This is a genomic window from Bradyrhizobium sp. CCGUVB4N (assembly GCF_024199945.1).
GTDB lineage: Bacteria > Pseudomonadota > Alphaproteobacteria > Rhizobiales > Xanthobacteraceae > Bradyrhizobium.
The window spans coordinates 946714-970691 of record NZ_JANADP010000001.1 but is presented as its reverse complement, the minus strand read 5'-3'; the positions used below and the strand labels follow the sequence as shown (position 1 = coordinate 970691).

Genomic DNA, 23978 nt, shown 5'->3' with positions numbered 1-23978 from the left:
ACGCGATCAGGCCGGCTGAAGCACGAAATGCGCCTCGAGGCTGGTGTCCTTGGCGCTCCGCATGATCGGCCGCAGAAAGACGGTCTTGAACTCACCGCTGTCATAGGCGAGGTGGCCGTGCGGCTGGCCGAAGATCGGAATGATCTGCGGCATCTCGAGCCGGAACGCGCCATCCTTGTCGGTGAGCGTGGCGCCGTGACTCTGCGGCTCGTGCTCCTGGCCTTCGACCGTGTGCGCCCAGATCTGGATGCGCTGACCGGCCAGCGGCGCACCGTCGCCGGCACGGCGCACGGTGCCGCTCATCCAGAAGCCGCCTTTGCCGATCCGATCCACGATCGCCGCGCCCTTGCGGTAATTGTTCGCCCCGCCCGTCATCGATTCGGTGGGTGCGAGGCCGTCCGCACGGGCAGGCAACAGGAGGCCGGAAACTCCGGCTGTCAAAACGCCGGTTGCGAGGACGGAACCGCCGGCCGCGAGGAGGTTGCGGCGGCTGAGTACGACGATGGTCATGTCAGGTCCTCCTGGCGACGGTGGCGTTGCATGGAGGGTACAACAACAGGCGCGAAACGCCCAGTTGCGACGAAGGGCGCCATGGGTCGCAATAACAGGGTTGTGAACGGGGTGCGGGCCAGCTTCGTAGGATGGGTAGAGCGAAGCGAAACCCATCGAGACCTTGCCCGACGGTACATGATGGTTTCGCTGCGCTCTACCCATCCTACGCGGTGACATTACATGTCATCGCAGCCTTCCACCCCCGGTACCTTCCCCATGATTCCCTTCTCCGTGCTCGACCTCGCTCCCATCAAGCAGGGTTCCGACGCCACGCAAGCCTTTCGCAATTCGCTCGATCTCGCCCAGCATGCGGAGAAATGGGGCTTCAAGCGGTTCTGGCTGGCCGAGCACCACAACATGACGGGGATCGCGAGTGCGGCAACATCCGTGGTGATCGGGCATGTCGCGGGCGGAACCAGGACGATCCGCGTCGGATCGGGCGGCGTGATGCTGCCGAACCATTCGCCGCTGGTGATCGCCGAGCAGTTCGGCACGCTGGAGTCGCTCTATCCGGGACGGATCGATCTCGGCCTCGGGCGCGCGCCTGGCACCGACCAGTTCACGGCGCGGGCGATGCGGCGCGATCTTGCGACGGCGGCCGAGAATTTTCCGCATGACGTGCTGGAATTGCAGGCGCTGCTCGGCGACGTGCAGCCGAACCAGGCGATCCGCGCCGTGCCCGGCATGGGGACGAAGGTGCCGCTGTGGATCCTCGGCTCCAGCATGTTCGGCGCACAGCTTGCGGCCATGCTCGGGCTGCCCTTCGCCTTCGCCTCGCACTTCGCGCCACAGATGATGATGCCGGCACTGCGCGAGTACCGCGCGCGGTTCGAGCCTTCGGCGCAGTTGGAAAAACCCTATGCAATGGTCGGCGTCAATGTGTTCGCCGCCGACAGCGACGGCGAGGCGCAACGCATGTTCACCTCGCTGCAGCAGCAGTTCATCAATCTGCGCCGCGGCACGCCCGGCCAGCTGCCGCCGCCGGTCGACGACATGGACGCGCTGTGGTCGCCGGCCGAGAAGGCCGGCGTCGCGCAGTCGCTGGCGATCTCCGCGGTCGGCACGCCGGCGATGGTCGAAGAGAAGCTGAAGGCGCTGATCGCCGACACCGCGGCCGACGAGCTGATGACCACGGGCCAGATCTACGATCACACCGCGCGGCTGCGCTCGTTCGAGATCGCGGCCGAGGTGCGGGATCGGCTGGCGGGGCGCAGGGCGGTGTGACGCAGCTCGGCCTGCATGGCTCGAGACGCCCGCCGTTGGCGGGCTCCTCACCATGAGGGTCTAACAGCAATACAGGACCTCATCCTGAGGAGCCCGCGCAAGCGGGCGTCTCGAAGGATGGCCGCAAGAGAGCGCCGCTTACGCCGCCCTGATCGAATTCATGAAGCTGGCGACGCCGCGCTTGAGGCGGGTGCTTTCATTGGCGAGCGATTGCGCAGCCGACTGCACCTGGGCGGAGGCACCGCCGGTCTCGGAGGCGCCGCGCTGGACGTCGGCGATGCTGGTCTCGACCTGCGAGGTGCCCGCGGCGGCGCGCTGCACGTTGCGGGAAATCTCCTGCGTCGCCGCCCCCTGCTGTTCGACCGAGGTCGTGATCGCGGCTGAAATCTCCGAGATCTTGCCGATGGTCGCGCCAATCTCCTTGATCGCCGCGACCGAATCCCGCGTCGCCGATTGGATGTCGTTGATCTGCTGGCTGATCTCGTCGGTTGCCTTCGCGGTCTGCTCGGCGAGCGATTTCACCTCGGAGGCGACCACGGCAAAACCGCGGCCGGCTTCGCCCGCACGCGCGGCCTCGATGGTCGCGTTCAGCGCCAGCAGATTGGTCTGGCCGGCGATGGTCTGGATCAGATCGACGACGTCGCCGATCCGGCTCGCAGCCTGCGACAGCTCGCTGATGCGGCTATCGGTCTTCTGCGCCTGGCTGACGGCTTCGCCCGCAATCCTGGCCGAGGTCTCGACCTGGCGGGAGATTTCGCCGATGGAGGAGGCAAGCTCCTCGCTCGCGGCAGCGACCGAATGCACGTTGGCCGACGCCTCGCCCGACGCCGTGGAGGCGCGGTTCGAGACTTGCGAAACGGTGTCGGCGGTCTTGGACAGCGTCGTCGACGACGTCTCGAGCTGGCCGGCGGCGACCGAGACCAGCTCGATGATCTCGCCGACCTCGCGCTCGAACTGATCGGCGAGCTTGTTCATGTCGACCTTGCGGGTCTCGACCTGGCGCTTCTCGGCCACCACCTGCTCTTCGCGCATGCGGTTGGTCTCGATCATGGCGTCACGGAACACCTGCACGGTGCGGGCCATCTCGCCGATCTCGTCGCGGCGATCGGCATGCGCGACCGGCGCGTCGAGCTGGCCCTGACTGAGCGAGGCCATGCGTTCCTTCAGGCTGGTCAACGGCTTCACCACGCTGCGGCCAACGGCCCAGGCGATCATGATCGAGATCAGCATCAGGACGGCGATGACCATCGAGGCCGTCTGCACCATCGACCAGAACGAATTGTCGACCTCCGACATGTATTCGGCCGAGCCGATCATCAGGTTCCACGGCGCGAAACCGCGCGTGAAAGCGACCTTGTCGAGCGGGGTGGGATCGCTGCCGCTGCGGCGGAACGAATAGCGCAAGGAGCCCTGGCCCTTCTTCGCGATGTCCATCAGCGCGACCGCGAACAGCATGCCGTTGGCGTCCTTGTTCGGACGCATGTCCTTGCCGACGAATTGCGGGATGCCGGGGTTGGAGACGCACAACCCGGTCTCGTAGTCGTAGATGTAGGCGTAGTTGCTGTGGTCTTCGTACCAGACGTAATTGTTGGCTTCGAGGAAGCGCTTCTTGGCCTCCTCCTCGGTCATCTGGCCGGCCTTGTAGGCCTTGTAATAGCCGTCGGCCAAATTCCAGACGATGTCGACGGCGGCATGCGCCTTTTCGATGCGCTCGGTGACGAGCTGGTTGCGCGCGATCCACAGCACGGTGGAGGCGACAAGCGCCATGCAGATCGCACCGACCACGGTCATGAGGGCGAGCTTGGCGCCGATCGAGCGCAGCGAAAACAGGTCCTTGAGAGCCGGCATTCTGCCTCTTCGATGTTGCTGGGCACGGCGCCATCGAGAATCAGGCGGCAGGCCATCACGAGGTGGGAATGCGCAAATTAGAGGCAATTCGTTAAGAACTCAGTTACGCCACGAAGGCGCCACGGAGCGTCTTGGGTGTTACCGAAGCGTTAACGCGGCCACAGCCGTCATTGCGAGCGCAGCGAAGCAATCCAGAGTGCCTCCGTGGAGACAGTCTGGATTGCTTCGTCGCTTCGCTCCTCGCAATGACGGAGGTACTAATCCGGAAACCCGAACAGCTTCGCCGGATTGTGCACGAGGATCTTCTCCAGCTCGGCCTGGTCCGGCGCGTAGCGATACATCAGTTCGAGCAGATCGGCATCGTTCGGCGGTTGCTTCACCGAGACCGGATGCGGCCAATCGCTGGCCCAGACGCAGCGGTCGATGGCGGCTTCGATATAGGTGCGCGCGATCGGGATCACGTCATCGTAGGGAGGACCGGCTTGCGAGGTCTTCTCGCCGAGCGAGAGCATGACCCAGAAATTGCCCTTCGCGAGCAGCTCCAGCATCTTGCGCAGGTTCGGATCGTCCTTGCCATTCGAGGGCACCGGCCGCGCCATGTGGTCGATCAGCACGGGCACGTCGAGATTTTCGTATTTGGCCACGCTGGAGACGATGCCGTCCTTCTCCGGCTGGATTTTGACGTACCAGCCGAGCTCGCGGATGCGCGCAATCGCGCGGGCGAAATCGGCATCCGACAGCACCGCGCCGAGCTCCTGCCGGAAACTGAAGCGCGCGCCGCGGACGCCCGCATCATGCAGCTTCGAGAGATAGGCATCGTTCGCCTCCGCGAACACCAGCGCGTTGGCACAGCCGCGATAGTTCGGGCCCATGGCTGCAAGGCCGTCGAGCACGACCGAATGGTCCGCGCCGTATGTCGTGGTCTGCACGATGATGCCGCGCTCGATGCCGAGCGTCTTGTGCACGCGCAGCGCCGCTTCCCAGGTCGCGGTCGGCATCCGATAAGCGGCGCCCGGGCGCTCCGGATATTTGTCGATGGGACCGAGCACGTGAAACTGGCTGTCGACGGTCTTCGGCGGCGGCGCCTTGACGGGGCGGCGCGGGTTCGGATCGAACGGCAGATAGGTCGGCATGCGCAAGACTCCCTCAGTCGATCACAGCGGAGAAGTCGCACTGCACCAGCGCGCCTCCGTCCATATTGTCCATCGGCAGCGCGTGACGCGCCGGGCGCGAATGCTCATCCGGAAACATTTTCAGCCATTCGACATTGACGGGTGCGCGCTGCGAGCGGTCCTTCAGCCACACCGTCATCTTGATGATGTCGTCCGTGGTGCCGCCGGCAGCTTCCACCGTCGCCTTCATATGCGCGAACATGTTGGCGCATTGCGCGTCGAGGCTCTCGGGCATCACGCCGGCCGCGTCGCGGCCGAGGATGACGCCGGACATCACGAGATTGCCGATACGGCAGGCGTTCGGAATCGGATTGGCGTGCTTGAAGCTGCCGATATGGATGCTCTTGCGCCGCATTGGGCCTGTCATGATGCGTTTCCTCTTATTGTTGGTTCAGACGAACTGACACGACACCGAGCCGAAGGCGCCATAGTCGGCATGAAACGTGTCGCCGCGGCGGATATCGACCGGACGCGTGAACGAGCCCGCCAGCACGACCTCGCCGGCGGCGAGATGCTCGTCATGCGGCGCCAGCCGGTTGGCGAGCCAGGCGATGCCGTTGGCGGGATGGTTGAGCACGCCGGCGGCAAGCCCGGTCTCCTCGACCTCGCCATTGCGAAACAGCAGCGCGCCGATCCAGCGCAAATCGGCATCCAGCGGGCGGAACGGCCGGCCACCGAGCACCAGTGCGGCATTGGCGGCGTTGTCCGAGATCGTGTCGACGACCTTCCGCGCCTTGCCGGTCTCGGGATCGACCCGATGCATCCGCGTCTCCAAGATCTCCAGCGCGGGCGTGACGTAGTCGGTGGCGTTGAGCACGTCGAAGATGGTGCAATCCGGCCCGCGCAACGGCGCCTTCAGCACGAAGGCGAGCTCGACCTCGATCCGCGGCGCATGAAAGCGGTCGAACGGAATCGGCGTCGCGTCGGCATAGAACATATCGGCGAACAGCACGCCGTAATCGGGCTCGGAGATACCGACCGCGTTCTGCATCGCCTTCGAGGTCAGGCCGATCTTGTGGCCCTTGATGACCCGGCCGCGGCCAAGCTGGAGCTTGGTCCAGGCGCGCTGGACGGCATAGGCATCCGCGATGCTGAAATCCGGGTAATCCTTCGAGAACATCGGGATCAGCGCCTTGGTGCGCTCGGCTTCATCCAGGCGCGCAGCAAGGCGCTCGATCGTGGCGGTGTCGAGCATGATTTATTGCTCCGCCGCGACGGTGTTGCGCAGTACGCCGATGCGGCTGGACTCGACCTCGACGACGTCGCCGACCTTCAGCCAGCGCGGCGGATCGAAGCGCGCGCCCGCCCCTGTCGGCGTGCCCGTCACGATCATGTCGCCGGGCTTGAGCGTCGCAAAGGTCGAGAGATAGGAGATCAGAAAATCGAACGGAAACATCAACCGCTCGGTGGTGTCCTGCTGGCGTACCTCGCCGTTGACGCGCGTGACGATGTCGTGCGGCCCGCGCGGGTCGAGCTCGTCTGCCGTGACGATCCACGGGCCGATGCTGCCGGAGCGGTCAAAGTTCTTGCCCTGCGTGACGTTGAACTTGCCGTGGCGCAGCCAGTCGCGGATGGTGCCCTCGTTGCACAGCGTCATGCCGAAAATGTGCGACCAGGCCTCTTCCCGCTTGATATGACGGCCACCCTGGCCGATCACGATGACGAGCTCGCCTTCATAGTCGAGCTGCTCCGACACCTTGGGCTTCTCGAGCGGCTGGCCGGAGCCCGTCATCGACGACATGCTGCGCACGAACAGGCTCGGATATTTGGGCAGGTCCGAATTGTCCTTGTATTCGGCGTTGCGCTCGGCGTAGTTGACGCCGATGCACCAGAGCTTTTCGGGCGCCAGCACCGGCGGCAACAGCGTGAGCTTCTCGAGCGCGTAGTCGGGCGTCTGGCCAGTCACCGCCTCCTGCGCATTCGCCAGTGCATTGGCTGCGATCAGCGCTTTGAGGTCGGCGAACTCGCGGCCGATCCGCCTGGTCAGATCGACGACACCGCCATCAACGGCCGCGCCATAGCGCGGCTCTCCGTCCACCAGATAGCTCACCAGTCGCATCGTCGTTCTCCAATGGTCTTCAGGCGGCAGACGCAAGGCGTCCGCACGCTCAATCCTTCGATTTGGGAGTCTGGAACACGGTGTTCAGCGTCACAATCTCGCCCAGGCGGGCATAACGCGGACCGCCGATGCGGGCGATCGGGTCGAGCGCTCTGGTTTCGACCTTGCCGTCACTGACGAGACCGTCGCGGATGTGGAACATCACGACTTCGCCGACGATCAACCGGCTGCGCGCCTCGCCAAACTCGAGGCATTGCCGGAACACACATTCCATCGCGACCGGCGCGGCGGCGAGCCTGCGCACCTTGATGCGCTCGCAAGGCGACGTTTCCAGCCCGAGATGCTCGACCTCGCTGATCTCAGGCGGATGCTCGACGGAGCTGTCGTGCACCGCCGACATCAGCGGCGTGTCGGCGATGTGGATGACATATTCCGCGGTGTCGAGGATGTTGTGCGCGGTGTCCTTGTAGTCGGCGCCCTTGCGGCCGACGCTGATGGCAAGCATCGGTGGCTTCTGCGAGACGAAGGTGAAGGCGCTGAACGGCGCGAGGTTGAGCACGCCACCGCGCGACAGGCTCGTCACCCAGGCGATCGGGCGCGGCACCACGATGCCGGTCATGAGCCGGTAGATGCGCTCCGCGCCGAGCTCGCTGGGGTCGATCCGCATCGCTCAGTCAGCCTTGATATTGGCCTTACGCACGATCGGGATCCATTTGGCGTCCTCGCGCTCGAGATAGGCCTTGAATTCGTCCGGCGTCATCGCAACGGCTTCACCGCCGAGCTTGTCGAACTTGTCGACCACGCCGGGATCCTTCAGGATCGCCACCAGCGTCTCGTGCAGCTTGTCCACGATCGGAGCAGGCGTGCCCGCCGGCGCGAACAGGCCGGTGAAAGTCTGGCCGTCGAAGTCCTTGTAGCCAAGCTCAGTGAAGGTCGGCACGTCAGGCAGCGACTTCAGCCGATGCGGGCTGGTGACCGCGAGCGCACGGAACAGGCCGGCCTTGATGTGCTGGAGGCTGACCGTGAGCTGGTCGAATGCGAACTGCACCTGCCCGCCCAGCAGATCGTTGATCGCCGGCGCGTTGCCGCGGTAATGCGCGGTGACCCACTGCAGATCGAGGCTCGACTGCATCAGCTCGCTGAGCAGATGGTTGGTGGTGCCGGGGCCGGGCGAAGCCATTGTCAGCTTGCCGGGCTCGCGCTTGGCAAGGTCGATGAACTCCTTGAAAGTCGTGGCCTGCACCGACGGGTGGACCTCGAGCACCAGCGGCGTCATCGAGATCGTCGAGATCGGCAGGAAATCCTTCTTCCAATTATAGGCGTCGCGCTTGTTGATCTCGGTCGCGAACAGCACGGGGCCGTTGGCGCCGACGAACAGCGTGTAGCCGTCAGGCGCGGATTTCGCGAACGCCTCGCCCGCGATCATGCCGCCGGCGCCGGCCTTGTTCTCGATGATGAAGGGCTGACCGAGCTTTTCCTGCAGCTTGTCGGCGACGATGCGCGCGGCGCTGTCGACATTGCCGCCGGCGGGATAGGGCACAATCAGCTTGACGCTGCGCGCCGGCCATTGCTGGGCCGATGCGGGCGCTGCCAGCATCGCCGCGACAGCAGCGATGGCGATCCCGATCAATCTCATGTTAACCTCCCGACGGCGCTTCCAATTTCAAGTCGATCGCCCTGACGTCGCGCAGGGCATCCCGATCGGAGCGCAATCTCCAGATGCCACTTTACCTGTCGAGTGAATTGTGGCGTTCTTGTCCATATTATGGACGGAAGAACTACCTCAAGTGCGACAGAACCGCGACAAGGCGCGCAGGCGATCCGGCGCGCGTTGTCGGTGCTGCGTATTCTTGCCGCAGGCCGCGAGGACGGTGTGCCATTGGCCGAGGTCGTGCAGGCGACCGGGCTGACGCGCCCGACCGTGCATCGCATCGTCCACGTGCTGATCGAGGAGGGCATTGTCGAGCGCCACGACAGGACCGGCCGCTACGCGATCGGCAACCAGGTGCCGGAACTGGCGCTCGCGCGCCCCCGGCCTTCGCCGCTGCTGGTCGCCGCAGGTCCGTCGCTGCGCCGCGCCTCTGCCGAGATCGGCGACACGCTGTTCCTGACGGTACGAACCGGCAACGACACGCTCTGCGTCGATCGCAGGATCGGCGCCTATCCGATTCAGGTGCTGTCGATCGAGGTCGGCGCGCGCCGCCCGCTCGGCGTCTCCAGCGCGGGCGTCGCCATCCTCGCCGCGCTGCCGGCGCCGGACGCGCGAAAAATCGTCACGGCAAACGAGAAGCGGTTCGAGACCTATCGCACCGACGCCGCAACCGTGCTCGGCCAGGTCACGGCGGCGCGGCGACGTGGATATGGCATGCGGGAGATCGGCCTCGTGCAAGGCACGAAATCGATCTCGACCTGGATCAAGACGCCGGACGGCCGGCCTGCGGCGGCAATGACCGTCTCCGCCGTTCGGACGAGGCTCGGTCCGCGCCGCGAGCAGGAGGTCGCGGAGATCCTGTTGCGCGAGACCCGCACAATCGAGCAGGCGATTGGCACAATTGCCTAGCGCTGCACGCGCTCGCGCGGCGCTGTCAATGGGCTGACGTGGCGCACGTTTTTGTGGCACAAGGACCGCCATCGCCGATCGACCAACGAGGCCACGCATGCCCGCGCCAAAACCGCCTGCCTTCGAAACCCTGAGCCTGCATGCGGGCCAGCATCCGGATCCCGCGACCGGCGCCCGCGCGGTGCCGATCTACCAGACCACGTCCTACGTGTTCCAGGATTCCGATCACGCGGCGGCGTTGTTCAACCTGGAGCGCGCCGGCCACATCTATACGCGCATCTCCAACCCCACCACCGGCGTACTGGAAGAGCGGCTCGCCGCGCTCGAGGGCGGCGTCGGTGCGATCTGTACCGCGAGCGGCATGGCCGCGCTGCATCTCGCCATCGCCACGCTGCTGAATGCCGGCGACCACATCGTGGCGTCGAGCTCGCTCTATGGCGGCACCATCAATCTGCTGGCACACACCTTGCCGCGCTTCGGCATCACCACGACCTTCGTCAAGCCGCGCGATCATGATGCGTTCCGGAAGGCGATCAAGCCGAACACAAAGCTCGTGATCGGCGAGACCATCGGCAATCCCGGGCTAGAGGTGCTCGACATCCCGAAGGTCGCGGGAATCGCGCATGACGCCAAAATTCCGCTGCTGATCGACAACACTTTTGCGACGCCCTATCTCAGCCGACCGATCGAGCTTGGCGCCGACATCGTGATGCATTCGACGACCAAGTGGATCGGCGGCCACGGCATCGCGATCGGCGGCGCCATCGTCGACGGTGGCCGCTTCGACTGGCGTGCGTCGGGCAAATTCGGCGTGCTGACCGAGCCCTATGGCGGCTATCACGGCATCGTCTTCGACGAGCAATTCGGCACCGCCGCCTTCATCATGCGCGCGCGCACCGAGGGTCTGCGCGATTTCGGCGCCTGCCTGTCGCCGACCAACGCATTCCAGCTCCTCCAGGGCGTCGAGACGCTGGGCGTGCGCATGGACCGCCACATCCAGAATACGCACCTCGTGCTGGAGGCGCTCAAGTCCAACAAGGCGGTCGACTGGGTGCTGCATCCCTCACTTGAAGACCACACGGACTATCAGCTCGCCAAGCAGCTGCTGCCGCGCGGTGCGGGCTCGATCGTCTCCTTCGGCATCAAGGGCGGCCGTCCCGCCGGGCGCAAGTTCATCGAATCGCTGCGCATGATCAGCCATCTCGCCAATGTCGGCGATGCCAAGACGCTGGTGATCCACCCGGCTTCGACCACGCATCAGCAGATGGATGCCGAGCAGCTCAAAGCCGCCGGCATCGGCGAGGAGCTGGTGCGGCTGTCGGTCGGCATTGAGACCGCCTCCGACATCATCGACGATCTCGCGCAGGCGCTGCGCCTCTCGCAGAAGGTTTGACACGATGAAGCTTTCCGTCAACGGCGCCGAAGTATTTGTCGCAACCGGCGGCCGCGAATTCGACAAGTCCCTGCCGACGGTCGTCTTCATCCACGGCGCCGGTTTCGATCATTCGACCTGGGCGCTGCATACGCGCTGGTTTGCCCATCACGGCTTTGGCGTGCTGGCGCCCGACCTGCCCGGTCACGGCCGCTCGGCCGGCCCCTCGCTCACAAGCGTCGCCGACATGGCCGACTGGACGGCGGCGCTGCTCGGCGCGGCCGGTAGTGCCAAAGCGCATCTGATCGGCCATTCCATGGGATCGCTGATCTCGCTGGAGACCGCAGCACGGCATCCCGACAAGGTCTCCGCGCTGAGCCTGATCGGCACGGCGGCGACCATGACGGTCGGCCCCGATCTGCTGAAGGCTGCCGAAGCCAACTCGCAGGATGCCAACGACATGGTCTCGATCTGGGGCCTCGGCTTCAACGCCGAACTCGGCGGCAGCCTCGCCCCGGGCCTGTGGATGCATGGCGGCGCACAGGCCGTGCTGAAGTCGTGCGAGCCGGGTGTGCTGTTCAAGGATTTGTCGGCCTGCAATGCCTACGCAAATGCGCTGACCGCGGCCGCGAGCGTGAAGGTGCCCACCACCCTCATCCTCGGCGAACGGGACATGATGACACCAGCCAAAGCCGGCAAGGCGCTTGCGGCCGCGATCCCGCATGCCAAGACCGTCGTCGTGCCGGGCGCGGGCCACATGATCATGGCCGAGCGCCCGGATGAGTTGCTGGCAGCGTTGAAGGGCTGAGTCGCACTCAGTTTTCTCTGGATCAGTTGGCGAAGAGTGCGGAATTCGCGCGCCGGCTGCGCTCGGAGAACACGGCGCGGGCGGCGCGCTCGGCCTCGCGTGCAGAACGGAACTGACGACCTTCGAGGCTGTCGAACAGGCGCCCGGAGGAGAAGAAACGGAAGCCGCGCTCATCTCTTGTGATGATACCGGCGGCGCGATCGTGGATTTCGATGATGTAGGCGTTGGACTGGAGCTGGGACATGACTGCTCGCTCGCCGAGATCGGCGTTCCTGTCTTGAAATTTGCGATGTGAGGTGTTGCTAGAGCGCGATCAGCAACAACAACAAGCGCCGGTTGCCGCAGAGAAACAGCGCCGAGTCATGCAGGCTTGCATGTCGTTCAGATTGCGCTGGTAATCGGTTCTCATGTCGCGGCTTTGGCTCAAGGAGCAGTTTCGATGCTCCAAATATCAATCGATTGGCCCGATTGGTCAATGAAATGGCTATCCATATTTGTAGCGGGTGCGCCGAGGCGCTTCTCCTGTCGCAACCGCAGGCAGGCAGTTTCGTCTCGCGCGCGAAAACTGCAGTGCCTCTTCCCTTCTCCCCTTGCGGGAGAGGGTAAGAGCGTCACCACATCGTCGCGGCGGCGCGCTCCGGCCAGATGCGATCATACTCATCACCGCCGACCTTATTCTGGCTCATCTCGGCGAGGATCTGGCCCGGTGTCGGCAGCGTCTTCGGGTCGATGCGCTTGTCGGGATTCCAGAGATCGGAGCGAACGATGGCGCGGGCGCATTGGAAGTAGATCTCGTCCACCTTCATCACCATGACGCTGCGCGGTGCCTTGCCTTCGACCTTGAACGAAGAGAGCAGCTCGGGATCGATCGACAGATGGGCGCGACCATTGGCGCGCACCGCATTGCCCGAGCCGGGAATCAGGAACATCAGCGACACCCGCGGGTCGCGCACGATGTTGCGCAGGGAATCGACGCGGTTGTTGCCGCGGCGATCGGGCAACATCAGAGTATGCTGATCGTGGATGCGGACGAAGCCGGGGAGATCGCCGCGGGGCGAGCAGTCGATGCCCTCGGGCCCGATGGTGGCGAGGGCTGCGAACGGCGCTTTCTCGATGAAGATGCGGTAGAGCGGGGTGACGTGGTCGGCGACTTTCACGGTCGAGGCGTCACCAACGGTGCCGTAGATAGCTTCGAGCTGTTCGACCGTTTCGATCACCGACATTCCGTTCTCCTGGTTGCGCCGGCCGTTACTCGCGCCAGCATTCGTTCCTGATGACGCGCAAAAGGTGCCGGCTGTGATACTCCGCGCTCCCGGCATTGAGGATCGTGACGTCGGCATGTGCCGATGCTTCATCGACGTTCCGCGTGAGCCGATCCGCGATGTTGCCGTCGGTGTTACGCGCGCGCGCGGCAAGGCGCTGCGCCAGCACGTCCGGCGGCGCGGTGATGGCAACCACGACGACATTGGAATAGGCTTGGCGTAGCGCAGCGATCACCGTGCGCGAGACATTGGCGACGACGGCGCGCCCCGCGCGGATGTCGTCGTTGATCTCCAGCGGCAGGGCGTAGGAATGCCCATGCGCGTCCCAATTCACGGCGAAATCGCCGTGATCGCGCGCGCGGGCGAATTCGTCCGGGCTCAACGCAATATTGTCCTCGTCGGCCGAGGATGCACGCGTCACGACCCGGCGCGGGAAGACGACATCGTGATCGCCGGCACAGGCCGCCTGCGCGAGCCGCAGCAGCGTGTCCTTGCCGGCACCGCTCGGGCCGACCACGAGCACGAGCCGCCCGGGCCCGATCGCGCCCGCCGCGTCGTTCGCCGTCGCGACGGTTTCGCTCATGCGACACGGCCTCCTTCGCGCCAGACGCTGCGCACCACGGGCACGCTGCCGGCAACGTGGACGCGGATCAGATCGGCGCGCTTGCCGATCGCGATCTCGCCGCGGTCGGTGAGGCCGACCGCATCGGCCGGCGCCTTGGTCACGGTGCGAACGGCCGCCGGCAGGCTGATCGAGGGCGCATGCTCGGGCAGTTGCAGCGCGCCCATCAGCAGGCTGGACGGGATGTAGTCGGACGACAGGATGTCGAGCAGACCTTCGCGGGCGAGATCCACCGCGGCGATGTTGCCGGAGTGAGAGCCGCCGCGCACCACGTTCGGTGCTCCCATCAGGATGTCGATGCCGGCCTGGTGCAGGCCGCGCGCGGCCTCCAACGTGGTCGGGAATTCGGCCACCGCGACGCCGTCACGCACGGCATCCGCAACGTTCTCCTCAGTGGTGTCGTCATGGCTTGCCAGCGGAATTTTGTACTCATGCGCCAGCGACACAATCTGACGCATATTGGTTGCAGCGTACTTCTGCTGATACTCGAAGCGCTTCGCGAACAGCTCGTCGAGCTCGGCGTCGGTCTTGCCGCCGTTCTTGCCGCGATAGTAGTCGCGCAGCTTTCCCTCGTCGCGGAACTGGCGCTGGCCGGGCGTATGATCCATCAGCGACATCAGCTTGACGTCGGGACGGTCGATCAGCTCCTTGGCCTCCTCGACCACGCTCGGCATCGGGATTTCGCAGCGCAGATGCAGGAAGTGGTCGGCGCGCAGGAGATTGCCGTCGCGCGCGGCCGTGATCGCGGCGGCAAGCACGCCGGCGCGGCCATCGACCTCCTCGGCGCCGTCTTCGCGCCAGACCCGGAGCGAGTCGAACACGGTGGTGATGCCCGAGGTCGCAAGCTGGCCGTCATAGGAGATCACGGCAGCGACCGGATTCCAGAACACTTTCGGGCGCGGCACGTAATGCGCTTCGAGATGATCGGTGTGGAGCTCGATCAGGCCGGGCATGATGAGATCGCCCCCTGCATCCTCAGCGCCCGCGGGCGCCCTGCCCTCGCCGATCTCGGCAATGCGTCCATTGGCAAGAGCGAGCCAGCCCTGTTCGATCACCCGGTCGGCCAGCACGATCCTGGCGTTGGCGATCACAATGTCCTTCGGCTTGGCGTTCATGTCCCTCTTCCTTCAGGCCGCGGCGGCAAAGCTGGTGACGTCGACAATGCGGTCGGCAATCAAATGGCGGATTTCGTCGTCGTGGACAATGGCGACCATGGCGACGCCCTGGCGCTTCTTCTCGGCGACCAGCGCGACCACGACGGCGCGATTGGCGGCGTCGAGCGAGGCGGTCGGTTCGTCCAGCAGCAGGATCGGCAGGTCCGAGATGAAGCCGCGCGCGATGTTGACGCGCTGCTGCTCACCGCCGGAGAAGGTCGCCGGCGGAAGCTGCCAGAGCCGTTCGGGAATATTGAGGCGATGCAGCAGCTCGCCGGCGCGCGCCTGCGCATCGGCGCGGGCCAGGCCGCCAGCGATCAAGGGCTCGGCGACGACGTCGATGGTGGCAACGCGCGGCACGGCACGCAGGAACTGACTGACATAGCCGATGGTGGCGCGGCGGACGTTGAGCACCTGCCGCGGCTCGGCGGTGGCGAGGTCGATCACCTCACCGCGATGGCGGATGCCGATGCGGCCGGAGTCACAGCGGTAATTGCCGAAGATCATCTTCAGGATCGAGGATTTGCCGGCGCCTGATGGCCCCGACAGCACGACGCATTCGCCGGGCTCGACATGGAAGGTCACGCCGCGCACCACGGGCAATTCGATGCCGCCCTGCAGGTGCATCGTGAAGGTCTTGTTGGCGTCGGCGACATCGATCATGGCGGTCATCGGAGAGCTCATGGCGGCAGAATCGAGGAAACGAGGAGTTGCGTGTAGGGCTCGCGCGGATCGTCCAGCACCTGGTCGGTGAGGCCGGTCTCGATGACGCGGCCGCCCTTCATCACCATCACGCGATGCGACAGCAGGCGTGCAACCGCGAGATCGTGGGTGACGATGACGACGGCGAGGTGCAGTTCGGCGACGAGATTGCGCAGGAGATCGAGCAGGCGGGCCTGGACCGACACATCGAGGCCGCCGGTCGGCTCGTCCATGAAGACCAGCCGCGGACCGGTGACGAGATTGCGCGCGATCTGGAGGCGCTGGCGCATGCCGCCCGAATAGGTGCGCGGCGCATCATCGATACGCGCGACGTCGATCTCGACACGGGTCAGCCAGTCGGAAGCGCTCTCGCGAATGCGGCCATAGTGATTCCAGCCGACCGCCATCAGTCGCTCGCCGACATTGGCGCCTGCGGAGACCGCCATGCGCAGACCCTGCGCCGGATCCTGATGCACGAAACCCCAATCGGTGCGGAACAGCAGGCGCCGCTCGGCTTCGCCAAGCGCGGCAAGATCGCGGGTGACGCCGTCGCGCATCCGATAGGACACCTGCCCGCCGCTCGCCGCGAGCTGGCCCGACAGCAATTGCAGCAGCGTCGACTTGCCGGAGCCGGATTCGCCGACGATCGCCAGCACTTCGCCGGGATAAAGCGAGAACGACACGTCGCGGCAGGCGGCAATGCGGCCGTAGGACTTGCTGAGGGTATCAGCGACCAGCAGCGGCTGATCGGTTTCGAGGAGATCCTGGTCAGCCATTTGCTTTCCCTTGTGCCTCTCCCTGCGCCTTGTCCTTGTACGGCGCAGCGCTCATGCTGCCGTGATGGCCGGCGGCCTGGCGGCCCTCGCAATAGTCGGTGTCCGAGCAGACGAACATGCGGCTGCCCTTGTCGTCGGTGACGATTTCGTCGAGGTAGGAATTTTCGGCGCCACACAGCGCGCAGGGCGCGTTGAAACGGTACGGCTCGAACGGATGATCCTCGAAATCGAGCGACACCACCTGGGTGTAAGGCGGGATCGCATAGATGCGCTTCTCGCGGCCGGCGCCGAACAATTGCAACGCCGGGCAATTGTCCATCTTGGGATTGTCGAATTTCGGCGTCGGCGACGGGTCCATCACGTAGCGCGCGTTCACCTTCACCGGATAGGCGTAGGCGGTCGCGATGTGGCCGAAGCGGGCAATGTCCTCATAGAGCTTCACATGCATCAGCCCGTATTCGGCGAGCGCGTGCATGCGGCGCGTCTCGGTCTCACGCGGCTCGAGGAAACGCAGGGGTTCCGGGATCGGCACCTGGTAGACCAGCACCTGGTTCGCGTGCAGCGACGCCTCGGGGATGCGGTGGCGGGTCTGGATCACGGTCGCATCTTCCGTCGACGTCGTCGTCGCGACCCCGGCGGTCTTGGCGAAGAATTTGCGGATCGAGATCGCGTTGGTGGTGTCGTCGGAGCCCTGGTCGATCACCTTCAGCACGTCCTGCGGTCCCAGGATCGCGGCCGTGACCTGCACGCCGCCGGTGCCCCAGCCATAGGGCATCGGCATCTCGCGGCTGGCGAACGGCACCTGATAGCCGGGGATCGCGATCGCCTTCAGGATCGCGCGGCGGATCATCCGCTTGGTCTGCTCGTCGAGATAGGCGAAGTTATAGGCGGGCGCGTTCATTCCGCGGCCTCCTTCATGGCATCGGGCGCGTTGGCGTCAGGTGAGGCTTCGGCAAATTCCTTGCGCAGCTTGCGGAGCAATCCGAGCTCGGACTGGAAGTCGACATAATGCGGCAGCTTCAGATGCTCGACGAAGCCGGTCGCCTGGACGTTGTCCGAATGCGACAACACGAATTCTTCATCTTGCGCAGGGGCTCCGACTTCTTCGCCGAGCTCGCGGGCGCGCAACGCCCGGTCGACCAGCGCCATCGACATGGTCTTGCGCTCGCTCTGGCCGAAGGCGAGGCCGTAGCCGCGCGTGAAGCACGGCGCTTCCGTCGCGGAGCCCTTGAACTGGTTGACCATCTGGCACTCGGTGAGCTCGATCGCGCCGAGCGGCACGGCAAAGCCGACGTCTTCGGCGGCGAACTCGACCTCGACTTCGCCGAAACGGATCTCGCCGACGAAGGGGTGATTGCGGCCATAGCCGCGCTGGGTGGAGTAGCCCATCGCCAGCAAAAACCCTTCGTCGCCGCGCGCGAGATTTTGCAGGCGCAGGTCGCGATCGGCCGGGAAGTTCAGCGGTTCGCGGGTGAGATCACCGACGCTGGCGCCGTCTTCCGTCTGCGGCGAGGTCTCGATCAGCCCGTCGCGACCCAGAATGTCCATGACGCGCGGCGTCGCCGCAGTTGACGCCTCCGATGTCGCCGGCGCTTCCGGCACAAAACCTTCAGCGAGCGAGGGATCGAGCAGGCGGTGCGTGTAGTCGAAGGTCGGACCCAGGATCTGGCCGCCCGGAATGTCCTTGAAGGTCGCAGACACCCGCCGCTGCACACGCATCGCAGCGGTATTGACGGGCTCGCTGGTGCCGAAGCGCGGCAAGGTGGCGCGGAAGGCGCGGACCAGGAAGATCGCTTCGATCAGATCGCCGCGGGCCTGCTTGATCGCGAGCGCTGCCAGCTCACGGTCATAGAGCGAGCCTTCGCTCATGACGCGGTCGACGGCGAGCCCGAGCTGTTCCGAGATCTGGTCGAGCGAGACTTCCGCGACGCGTTGGTCGCCGCGCCGTGCATTGGCCAGCAGGCGATGGGCGTTCTCAATGGCGCGTTCGCCGCCTTTGACTGCGACATACATGCGTCAGACTCCCATGCTCGTAACGCGGGTCGTGCGCGGGATCGCGACCACAGCGTCATCGGCGACCAGAACCACGTCGATGCCGCGCGGAAACAGCGTCTCGTTGAACCGCAGCTGGTCAAACAGGTCGAAGGGTTTGAACGACGCCTGCAGCGTCGCGACACCGTCGATGCCGGGGCCGCGCAGCTCGAAACTCGGACCTGAATCCAGGCTCTCGACCTGAATGATCACTGTGGTCGATCGGTCAGGATATTCGTTGGTGCCGAGCGCAAAACGCTCCAGCGGCGGCAGCAACACGCCGTCGCTGATCAGCGCAAAAGCCGCGATGGAAGAATCCTGGATCACCGGCGCGCCGGTGTGGAACTTGAGCCATTTCAGGACGTCGGAGCTTTCCGACATCCGCGCATCGAGCCAGAGCGGCGTGTCGTGGTCGAACAGCGTCAGCGCGATCGCGGCGGTGCCGCGCATCATCGGGCCGGCCGTTCCCGCCATCGGCACGATGCGCTGGACCGCGCCCGGTCGCGCCATCGCATCCATGACCGAGCGAAAGGTCGATTGCGCCGACAACACCTTGTCGACGAACCCCGGCGGCAGTTCCGCAATCGTGGTCATGGCCTCACCCCTCACCGCGCACCATGGTGTAGAAATCAACCTTCGTCGCGGCGGTCTCTTCCGCCGCGCGGCTGCGCCGAATCATAAGCTGCTCGCGCAACGGCGCGATAACGTCGCGCTCCACCAGCCCACCAAAATCGCGAGACTGCACCAGCGCGTCGCACAACGCGATCAGCCGCGCCTTCTCGCCGTCGCGCCCGAGCGTGTAGCCGAAGCCGACCTCGCCGCTCGCAAGCCGCACCGCGGCGCGCGACACCGTCGCTTCGCCGAGATTGAACGACGCGCCGTCGCCGCCGACCCGGCCGCGCAGCATCACCAGACCGTTCTCGGGCTCGCGCAGATCCTGATGACCGGGCAAGGGAATCGTGCGGAGGCGGGCGGCGATCTCGCCCGCCTCCGCGTGCGCCAGCACGACCATGGCGGCCTGGCGCTGGGCTTGCTGGGTGTTGTGTTGGGTCACCGGATCCACCGACCGTTTTGACAGAACTTGCCGAATTCAAGTTGTCTATGATAATAGACAACTTGATACGGAAGCGCCATGACTGTTTCGTGACAAGCGTGTGATTTTCGGGCTAGGCTGACCGTCGACATGAGCATGCAGGACACCGCCTCTTCAGGCGTCGCATTGTGGCGCCTCGTTGCCGACGGCATCGAGCGCGGCATCGCGGACGGCCGTTTTGCCGCAGGCGACAAATTGCCGGGCGAAATGGAAATCGCCGAAACCTATCGCGTCAATCGTCACACCGTGCGGCGCGCGCTGGCGGCGCTTGCCGAGCGCGGCATCGTGCGCGCCGAGCGCGGCAGCGGAACCTATGTCGAAGCGCAGAAGCTCGCTTATCCCTTGCGCTCGCGCACGCGCTTCTCCGAGATCGTCGGCGCCGACGGCCGCGAGCCGCATGGCCAGATGATCGAGGCATCAGACGATGTGGCGACCCGCGAGCTCGCGCGGGAGTTGGGATTGAAGACCGGCGCGCCGCTGGTGCGGATCGAGGCCATCCGCCTCGCCGACCGCACGCCGATCTGCGTCTCCACGACCTGGCTGTCGGCAGAGCTGTTTCCGGGCGCCGGCACGGTGTTTGCCGCCACGCGCTCGATGACGAAGATGCTCGAGCATTACGGGATCCGCGACTACCGCCGCGGCGCCACCCGGATCACCGCCGGTATCGTCGACGCCACCGACGCCGCGCGGCTCGATCTGCCGCTGGGGCGGCCGATCCTGGTGGTTGACGCGACCGACCTCGATCTCGAGGGCAAACCGCTGGTGACGAAGCACTCGCGATTCGCGGCGGAGCGGGTGGAGTTTTTGGTGGAGCCGTAGGGCTCTTCCCCTCTCCCCTTGTGGGAGAGGGTGGCTCGCCGCGGTAGCGGCGAGACGGGTGAGGGGTTCTCTCCGCGAGTCCAACACTCGATTGAATGCGCGGAGAGAACCCCTCATCCGGCGCTTCGCGCCACCTTCTCCCGCAAGGGGGGAAGGGAAGAAGGAGACCTCAGGCCACCGCCCTGCGGCCAATGATCGCGAACCGCAGCTTGCCCGAGATGAAATCGATCGCGGCGACCGCGACCAGGATCATCAGGATCAGGAACGACACCTTCTGCCATTCCAGCACGCGGATCTGTTCGGCCAGCTGAAGCCCGATGCCGCCAGCACCGACGATGCCGATGATGGTGGCCGAACGCGTGTTCGACTCGATGAAATAGAGCACTTGGCCGGCGATCACAGGCAGTACCTGCGGCATCAGGCCGAAGCGGATCTCGTGCAATGCGCTGCCGCCGGAGGCGCGGATGCCCTCGACCTGCTTCTGGTCGGCGCCTTCGATCGCCTCCGAGAACAGCTTTCCGAACGCGCCGAAATCCGACACGGCGATGGCGAGCACACCGGCGAACGGGCCGAGCCCGACGACATTGATCCACACCAGCGCCCAGATCAGCGTATCGACGCCGCGGATCGAATCCAGGAAGCGCCGCACCGGAAAGCGCACGACGCCCGGCACGATATTACGGGCCGCGAACAGGCTGACCGGCAGCGCCAACACGGCCGCCAGCGTGGTGCCGAGCAGCGCGATCGACAGCGTCTCGCCCAGCGCCTTCAGATAGATCGGCAGCGACGACCCGGGATCGGGCGGGATCATCATCATGCTGATCCAGCCGAGCTGGCTGAGGCCGGCGACAAACTGCGACGGCGAGAAGTCGAGATCGACCAGACCGTAGATGAAGATGCCGAGCGCCGCGACGATCATGGCCGGCATAGCGAGCCGCGCCGAGGCCGGCCGGTCGAACACATCCGGGTGGCGCGCGCGGATCTCAGCGGTATCGACCTCCTGCGGTCCCGTCACGTCCGCGCCTCCTTGCCGAACAGGCGACCGCGCAGCCAGCCCGTGCTGATATCGATGATGAAGACGGTGACGATGATGAGCAGCAGGATGGCGCTGACGTCCGAGTAATAGAATTTTCGGATGGCAACGACGAGTTCCTGGCCGATGCCGCCGGCGCCGACGAAGCCCATCACCGAGGCTTCGCGGACATTGATCTCGAAGCGCAGCAGCGCATAGCTGGCATAGGCCGCGGTCACCTGCGGCAGGATCGCGAAGCGCATGCAGGACAGCCAGCTCGCCCCGGTCGAGCGGACGCCCTCGACCGGCTTCATGTCGGCGTTCTCGACGATCTCCGAGAACAGCTTTCCGAGCGCACCGGTGGAGTGAATCGCGATCGCGAGCACACCGGCCATCGGCCCGAGGCCGAAGGCGATGACGAAGATCAGCGCGAAGACGATTCCGGGAACAGTGCGCGCGAATTCAAGCAGGCGCCGCACCACGAAGCGCAGCCATGGCCCGGGCGAAGTGTTTTCGGCCGCGAAGAAATTCAGGACAAAAGCGAAGGTGGCGCCAATCAACGTGCCGACATAGGAGATCAGCAGCGTCTCGCCCAGCATCTTCAGCCATTTGCGCCAGCCCCACAGCCACTCGCCGATATCGGTCCAGACGCGCTGGCCACTGTCGAGCGTCAGGATGCGGTCGAAATAGCTGACGAAGTTGCCGAAATAGGTGAACAGCGTGCGCAGATTCACCTCGGCGCCGATCGCTGCGAGCACCAACGCTGCGGCGAAGATCACCAACCCCAACATGAGGCGCAGCCGCTTGCGCGCGACCGCCTGACGGTAGGCGGCGTTGAGCGCGGCGAGCTGTTGCTCGGGAAGGATCGAAACCGCTGTCGTCATCGGATCAGGGCAAATGCTCGATCAAAGAGAAAGAGCCGGGTCCATCGACCCGGCTCCAGTGACGTCGCCCTGAGATCAGGACGCCTTCTTTTTACGCAGCGCGTCGACGAACTTGATCAGCTCGATCGTGGCATCCCAGTCCTTGGTGGTGGCGGGATGAAAGCCCTTCTTCTGGCCGTCGGAGAGGCGATCGAACGCCTCCTTGTCCTTGGTCGGCGAATCGAAGAACGCCTTCGCAATCGCCGCCTTCAGATCGTCAGGCAGATCGGAGCTGTAGGCGTACATCGACGGCCCGATGATCGGCGCCGACTTGTGGATGATGCGGAAATCTTCCCTCTTCATCGGCGAGCCATCGGCATTCTTCAGCATGCCCTTGGTCAGCATCTGCGCCAGGGTCGAATCGTCATCGCTGGTCCACTGATTGGCGGCGACATCGACCGTGCCCTGTGCCAGGGCAAGGATCGCGTTCTCGTGGCTACCGGTGAAGACGACCTTGCTGAAATAGGTATCCACGTCCGCGATGCCCATCTTGTCGAGCTCGAAGCGCGGCACGTTGTTGCCGGAGGTTGAATTCGGGTCGACCAGACCGAGATTCTTGCCCTTCAGCTGATCGATGTTCTTGTAGGGGCTGTTCGCCTTGACGAAGAATACCGAGTAGTAGCCGGTACCGCCGTCAGCGTTCAGGTCGCTGGCAAACGCGTCCGTCTTGACGCCGGTCAGGCGGGCGCGGGCGAACGAGGCCGAGCCGTAGCACGCGATCTGGATGTTGCCGGCGCGCTGGCCCTCGATGACGGCGGCGTAGTCGTTGGCGATGCGCAGCGTGACCTTCACGCCCAATTCCTTGGAGAGATAGCTCATGAACGGCGCCCAGCGCTCGGTAACGCCGGAGGCGTTCTCGGCCGGGACGACCGCGAAGGTCAGCTCGGGATACTTGGCCTTCCAGTCCTCGGCTGAAGCGGAAGCGGTGAACGCGAGCGCGGCGGCGCCGGCAAGAACCAGTCTGCGAGTGATCATGATACCCTCTTCATCGGTTGGGGTCGGTTGACGCGAAACAGGAAATTCAACAGGTGCCGCTCAGGCGGCCGCGGCCGTTCCGAGCGCGGGAACGCCCTCGGGCATCGGCGCAGGCGTGCCGCCCATGACGTCGGCGGCTTCGAGATCGTAGAGTTCACGCGCGACGAGGTCGGTCAGTGCGGACGGCGCACCGTCGAACACCACCCGGCCTGCCGCCATGCCGATCAGCCGGTCGCAATAGCTGCGCGCCAGGTCGAGCGAATGCAGGTTGCAGAGCACGGTGATGCCGAAATGCTTGTTGATGCGCAGCAGCGCATCCATGACGATCTTGGTGTTGCGCGGATCGAGCGAGGCGATCGGCTCGTCGGCGAGGATGATGTCGGGCTGCTGCACCAGCGCCCGCGCGATCGCAACACGCTGCTGCTGGCCGCCGGAGAGTTGATCGGCGCGCTGGGCAGCGAGCGAAGCGATATCGAATTGCTCGAGCGCGGACATCGCCAGCGCCTTGTCCTGCTCCGGCCAGATCTGTGACAGCGAGCGCCAAGCCGGCATGGTGGCGAGGCGTCCCATCAGCACGTTGGTCAGCACGTCGAGCCGACCGACGAGGTTGAACTGCTGGAAGATCATCGCAGATCGCGCCCGCCACTGCCGCAACTCTTTGCCGCGCAGCGCGGTGACGTCGAGACCGTCGAACAGGATGCGGCCCTGCGTCGGCGTCGCCAGACGATTGATCATGCGCAGCATGGTCGACTTGCCGGCGCCCGAGCGCCCGATCACGCCGACGAAGCCGCCGGGGGAGATTTGAAACGAAGCGTCGTCCACCGCGGCTTTTGCGCCGAAGCGGCACGTCAGACCTTCAACCACCAGCATGCAGGGCTCCAGAGTAGCTGGAGCCCACCGCTATCCCCGGCGCTTGACACTTGTGTGACATGCGCGATGCGGTGCGGCGATCCAACACACCTCATCCCCTGTCATTGCATCGTCATGACATTGTCATCGAGCCACTCGAAGACG

The 23978-nt window shown here is 65.2% G+C and carries 27 protein-coding genes; 5 read left to right on the top strand and 22 right to left on the bottom strand.

Annotation, left to right across the window (positions count from 1 at the left end; translation table 11 throughout):
- Positions 1-6: 6 nt before the first annotated feature.
- On the bottom strand, positions 7-510 hold the full coding sequence (locus tag NLM31_RS04570) for a Twin-arginine translocation pathway signal (protein ID WP_254191611.1): 504 nt from the start codon (positions 508-510) through the stop codon (positions 7-9).
- Between the two features lie 258 nt (positions 511-768).
- Between NLM31_RS04570 and NLM31_RS04565 the strand changes: the two genes are divergently transcribed.
- Entirely contained in the window at positions 769-1776 is a 1008-nt protein-coding gene (locus NLM31_RS04565) for a luciferase-like monooxygenase (RefSeq protein ID WP_254196134.1), read from the top strand.
- Between the two features lie 138 nt (positions 1777-1914).
- On the opposite strand, the gene NLM31_RS04560 is transcribed toward NLM31_RS04565, so the two are convergent.
- The 7 genes from NLM31_RS04560 to NLM31_RS04530 all read right to left on the bottom strand — a co-directional run bounded on the left by NLM31_RS04560 (position 1915) and on the right by NLM31_RS04530 (position 8491).
- The gene (locus NLM31_RS04560; RefSeq protein ID WP_254128116.1) at positions 1915-3624 is read right to left on the bottom strand and encodes a methyl-accepting chemotaxis protein; all 1710 of its coding nucleotides are present in this window, start codon (positions 3622-3624) and stop codon (positions 1915-1917) included.
- A gap of 257 nt (positions 3625-3881) precedes the next feature.
- A complete protein-coding gene (locus NLM31_RS04555; protein ID WP_254191610.1) occupies positions 3882-4757 on the bottom strand; it encodes an amidohydrolase in 876 nt (291 codons plus the stop codon).
- Positions 4758-4770: 13 nt separating this feature from the next.
- Positions 4771-5163 (bottom strand): RidA family protein, encoded by a 393-nt coding sequence (locus tag NLM31_RS04550; protein ID WP_254191609.1) that lies wholly within the window; start codon positions 5161-5163, stop codon positions 4771-4773.
- A gap of 24 nt (positions 5164-5187) precedes the next feature.
- Entirely contained in the window at positions 5188-5991 is an 804-nt protein-coding gene (gene hpaH / locus NLM31_RS04545; RefSeq protein WP_254128113.1) for a 2-oxo-hept-4-ene-1,7-dioate hydratase, read from the bottom strand.
- Positions 5992-5994: 3 nt separating this feature from the next.
- The gene (locus NLM31_RS04540; protein ID WP_254191608.1) at positions 5995-6855 is read right to left on the bottom strand and encodes a fumarylacetoacetate hydrolase family protein; all 861 of its coding nucleotides are present in this window, start codon (positions 6853-6855) and stop codon (positions 5995-5997) included.
- Between the two features lie 49 nt (positions 6856-6904).
- Complete coding sequence (locus tag NLM31_RS04535; protein WP_254191607.1) at positions 6905-7522, bottom strand: flavin reductase family protein; 618 nt, start codon at positions 7520-7522, stop codon at positions 6905-6907.
- Between the two features lie 3 nt (positions 7523-7525).
- Positions 7526-8491: a tripartite tricarboxylate transporter substrate binding protein gene (locus NLM31_RS04530; RefSeq protein WP_254128110.1), complete on the bottom strand. Its 966-nt coding sequence runs from the start codon at positions 8489-8491 to the stop codon at positions 7526-7528.
- Positions 8492-8620: 129 nt separating this feature from the next.
- Here NLM31_RS04530 and NLM31_RS04525 point away from each other — a divergent pair, with 129 nt between their 5' ends.
- The 3 genes from NLM31_RS04525 to NLM31_RS04515 all read left to right on the top strand — a co-directional run bounded on the left by NLM31_RS04525 (position 8621) and on the right by NLM31_RS04515 (position 11595).
- Positions 8621-9415, top strand: a complete 795-nt coding sequence (locus NLM31_RS04525) for an IclR family transcriptional regulator (RefSeq protein ID WP_254191606.1) — start codon at positions 8621-8623, stop codon at positions 9413-9415.
- 97 nt (positions 9416-9512) lie between these two features.
- Positions 9513-10808 (top strand): O-acetylhomoserine aminocarboxypropyltransferase, encoded by a 1296-nt coding sequence (locus NLM31_RS04520; protein ID WP_254191605.1) that lies wholly within the window; start codon positions 9513-9515, stop codon positions 10806-10808.
- A 4-nt stretch (positions 10809-10812) separates the two neighbouring features.
- Entirely contained in the window at positions 10813-11595 is a 783-nt protein-coding gene (locus tag NLM31_RS04515; protein ID WP_254191604.1) for an alpha/beta fold hydrolase, read from the top strand.
- A gap of 22 nt (positions 11596-11617) precedes the next feature.
- Here NLM31_RS04515 and NLM31_RS04510 read toward each other — a convergent pair whose 3' ends face one another.
- From NLM31_RS04510 to phnG, 10 genes are all read right to left on the bottom strand, one after another.
- Positions 11618-11839 (bottom strand): hypothetical protein, encoded by a 222-nt coding sequence (locus NLM31_RS04510; RefSeq protein ID WP_254191603.1) that lies wholly within the window; start codon positions 11837-11839, stop codon positions 11618-11620.
- Between the two features lie 367 nt (positions 11840-12206).
- Positions 12207-12818 carry a pyridoxamine 5'-phosphate oxidase family protein gene (locus NLM31_RS04505; protein ID WP_254128105.1) on the bottom strand — a complete coding sequence of 204 codons (612 nt, stop codon included), beginning with the start codon at positions 12816-12818 and terminating at the stop codon, positions 12207-12209.
- A gap of 25 nt (positions 12819-12843) precedes the next feature.
- A complete protein-coding gene (phnN, locus tag NLM31_RS04500; protein ID WP_254191602.1) occupies positions 12844-13440 on the bottom strand; it encodes a phosphonate metabolism protein/1,5-bisphosphokinase (PRPP-forming) PhnN in 597 nt (198 codons plus the stop codon).
- Positions 13437-14594 carry an alpha-D-ribose 1-methylphosphonate 5-triphosphate diphosphatase gene (locus NLM31_RS04495; protein ID WP_254191601.1) on the bottom strand — a complete coding sequence of 386 codons (1158 nt, stop codon included), beginning with the start codon at positions 14592-14594 and terminating at the stop codon, positions 13437-13439. The genes phnN and NLM31_RS04495 overlap by 4 nt, the downstream gene beginning before the upstream one ends.
- A 12-nt stretch (positions 14595-14606) precedes the next feature.
- Positions 14607-15305: a phosphonate C-P lyase system protein PhnL gene (gene phnL / locus NLM31_RS04490; protein WP_254191600.1), complete on the bottom strand. Its 699-nt coding sequence runs from the start codon at positions 15303-15305 to the stop codon at positions 14607-14609.
- A gap of 8 nt (positions 15306-15313) precedes the next feature.
- Positions 15314-16111 carry a phosphonate C-P lyase system protein PhnK gene (gene phnK, locus NLM31_RS04485; RefSeq protein WP_254128101.1) on the bottom strand — a complete coding sequence of 266 codons (798 nt, stop codon included), beginning with the start codon at positions 16109-16111 and terminating at the stop codon, positions 15314-15316.
- Entirely contained in the window at positions 16104-17012 is a 909-nt protein-coding gene (locus NLM31_RS04480) for an alpha-D-ribose 1-methylphosphonate 5-phosphate C-P-lyase PhnJ (protein ID WP_254191599.1), read from the bottom strand. The genes phnK and NLM31_RS04480 overlap by 8 nt, the downstream gene beginning before the upstream one ends.
- Positions 17009-18124 carry a carbon-phosphorus lyase complex subunit PhnI gene (locus tag NLM31_RS04475; RefSeq protein ID WP_254128099.1) on the bottom strand — a complete coding sequence of 372 codons (1116 nt, stop codon included), beginning with the start codon at positions 18122-18124 and terminating at the stop codon, positions 17009-17011. The genes NLM31_RS04480 and NLM31_RS04475 overlap by 4 nt, the downstream gene beginning before the upstream one ends.
- Before the next feature lie 3 nt (positions 18125-18127).
- A complete protein-coding gene (phnH, locus tag NLM31_RS04470) occupies positions 18128-18736 on the bottom strand; it encodes a phosphonate C-P lyase system protein PhnH (protein WP_254191598.1) in 609 nt (202 codons plus the stop codon).
- A gap of 4 nt (positions 18737-18740) precedes the next feature.
- The gene (gene phnG, locus NLM31_RS04465) at positions 18741-19205 is read right to left on the bottom strand and encodes a phosphonate C-P lyase system protein PhnG (protein WP_254191597.1); all 465 of its coding nucleotides are present in this window, start codon (positions 19203-19205) and stop codon (positions 18741-18743) included.
- A gap of 120 nt (positions 19206-19325) precedes the next feature.
- Between phnG and phnF the strand changes: the two genes are divergently transcribed.
- Positions 19326-20054, top strand: a complete 729-nt coding sequence (gene phnF / locus NLM31_RS04460) for a phosphonate metabolism transcriptional regulator PhnF (protein WP_254128096.1) — start codon at positions 19326-19328, stop codon at positions 20052-20054.
- A 169-nt stretch (positions 20055-20223) separates the two neighbouring features.
- Here the strand turns inward: phnF and phnE (NLM31_RS04455) are convergent, their stop codons facing one another.
- From phnE (NLM31_RS04455) to phnC, 4 genes are all read right to left on the bottom strand, one after another.
- A complete protein-coding gene (gene phnE, locus NLM31_RS04455) occupies positions 20224-21069 on the bottom strand; it encodes a phosphonate ABC transporter, permease protein PhnE (protein WP_254191596.1) in 846 nt (281 codons plus the stop codon).
- Positions 21066-21950, bottom strand: coding sequence for a phosphonate ABC transporter, permease protein PhnE (gene phnE, locus NLM31_RS04450; RefSeq protein WP_254191595.1), 885 nt, complete (start codon positions 21948-21950; stop codon positions 21066-21068). Before phnE (NLM31_RS04450) ends, phnE (NLM31_RS04455) begins: the two co-directional genes overlap by 4 nt.
- A gap of 75 nt (positions 21951-22025) precedes the next feature.
- Positions 22026-22964: a phosphonate ABC transporter substrate-binding protein gene (gene phnD, locus NLM31_RS04445; RefSeq protein WP_254191594.1), complete on the bottom strand. Its 939-nt coding sequence runs from the start codon at positions 22962-22964 to the stop codon at positions 22026-22028.
- Between the two features lie 60 nt (positions 22965-23024).
- Positions 23025-23834 (bottom strand): phosphonate ABC transporter ATP-binding protein, encoded by an 810-nt coding sequence (phnC, locus tag NLM31_RS04440; protein ID WP_254191593.1) that lies wholly within the window; start codon positions 23832-23834, stop codon positions 23025-23027.
- Positions 23835-23978 lie beyond the last annotated feature (144 nt).

What these genes read in the sequence shown, in the direction of transcription:
- NLM31_RS04520 (WP_254191605.1), top strand. Translation starts at nt 9,513, where the DNA reads ATGCCCGCGCCAAAACCGCCTGCCTTCGAAACCCTGAGCCTGCATGCG.
- NLM31_RS04495 (WP_254191601.1), bottom strand. Translation starts at nt 14,594, where the DNA reads ATGAACGCCAAGCCGAAGGACATTGTGATCGCCAACGCCAGGATCGTG.
- phnH (WP_254191598.1), bottom strand. Translation starts at nt 18,736, where the DNA reads ATGACCACGATTGCGGAACTGCCGCCGGGGTTCGTCGACAAGGTGTTG.
- NLM31_RS04475 (WP_254128099.1), bottom strand. Translation starts at nt 18,124, where the DNA reads ATGTATGTCGCAGTCAAAGGCGGCGAACGCGCCATTGAGAACGCCCAT.
- NLM31_RS04530 (WP_254128110.1), bottom strand. Translation starts at nt 8,491, where the DNA reads ATGAGATTGATCGGGATCGCCATCGCTGCTGTCGCGGCGATGCTGGCA.
- NLM31_RS04550 (WP_254191609.1), bottom strand. Translation starts at nt 5,163, where the DNA reads ATGACAGGCCCAATGCGGCGCAAGAGCATCCATATCGGCAGCTTCAAG.
- phnC (WP_254191593.1), bottom strand. Translation starts at nt 23,834, where the DNA reads ATGCTGGTGGTTGAAGGTCTGACGTGCCGCTTCGGCGCAAAAGCCGCG.
- NLM31_RS04535 (WP_254191607.1), bottom strand. Translation starts at nt 7,522, where the DNA reads ATGCGGATCGACCCCAGCGAGCTCGGCGCGGAGCGCATCTACCGGCTC.
- NLM31_RS04560 (WP_254128116.1), bottom strand. Translation starts at nt 3,624, where the DNA reads ATGCCGGCTCTCAAGGACCTGTTTTCGCTGCGCTCGATCGGCGCCAAG.
- NLM31_RS04510 (WP_254191603.1), bottom strand. Translation starts at nt 11,839, where the DNA reads ATGTCCCAGCTCCAGTCCAACGCCTACATCATCGAAATCCACGATCGC.
- NLM31_RS04515 (WP_254191604.1), top strand. Translation starts at nt 10,813, where the DNA reads ATGAAGCTTTCCGTCAACGGCGCCGAAGTATTTGTCGCAACCGGCGGC.
- NLM31_RS04505 (WP_254128105.1), bottom strand. Translation starts at nt 12,818, where the DNA reads ATGTCGGTGATCGAAACGGTCGAACAGCTCGAAGCTATCTACGGCACC.
- phnK (WP_254128101.1), bottom strand. Translation starts at nt 16,111, where the DNA reads ATGGCTGACCAGGATCTCCTCGAAACCGATCAGCCGCTGCTGGTCGCT.
- hpaH (WP_254128113.1), bottom strand. Translation starts at nt 5,991, where the DNA reads ATGCTCGACACCGCCACGATCGAGCGCCTTGCTGCGCGCCTGGATGAA.
- NLM31_RS04570 (WP_254191611.1), bottom strand. Translation starts at nt 510, where the DNA reads ATGACCATCGTCGTACTCAGCCGCCGCAACCTCCTCGCGGCCGGCGGT.
- phnE (WP_254191595.1), bottom strand. Translation starts at nt 21,950, where the DNA reads ATGACGACAGCGGTTTCGATCCTTCCCGAGCAACAGCTCGCCGCGCTC.
- NLM31_RS04480 (WP_254191599.1), bottom strand. Translation starts at nt 17,012, where the DNA reads ATGAACGCGCCCGCCTATAACTTCGCCTATCTCGACGAGCAGACCAAG.
- phnF (WP_254128096.1), top strand. Translation starts at nt 19,326, where the DNA reads ATGAGCATGCAGGACACCGCCTCTTCAGGCGTCGCATTGTGGCGCCTC.
- NLM31_RS04555 (WP_254191610.1), bottom strand. Translation starts at nt 4,757, where the DNA reads ATGCCGACCTATCTGCCGTTCGATCCGAACCCGCGCCGCCCCGTCAAG.
- NLM31_RS04525 (WP_254191606.1), top strand. Translation starts at nt 8,621, where the DNA reads ATGGACGGAAGAACTACCTCAAGTGCGACAGAACCGCGACAAGGCGCG.
- phnN (WP_254191602.1), bottom strand. Translation starts at nt 13,440, where the DNA reads ATGAGCGAAACCGTCGCGACGGCGAACGACGCGGCGGGCGCGATCGGG.
- phnL (WP_254191600.1), bottom strand. Translation starts at nt 15,305, where the DNA reads ATGACCGCCATGATCGATGTCGCCGACGCCAACAAGACCTTCACGATG.
- NLM31_RS04540 (WP_254191608.1), bottom strand. Translation starts at nt 6,855, where the DNA reads ATGCGACTGGTGAGCTATCTGGTGGACGGAGAGCCGCGCTATGGCGCG.
- phnD (WP_254191594.1), bottom strand. Translation starts at nt 22,964, where the DNA reads ATGATCACTCGCAGACTGGTTCTTGCCGGCGCCGCCGCGCTCGCGTTC.
- NLM31_RS04565 (WP_254196134.1), top strand. Translation starts at nt 769, where the DNA reads ATGATTCCCTTCTCCGTGCTCGACCTCGCTCCCATCAAGCAGGGTTCC.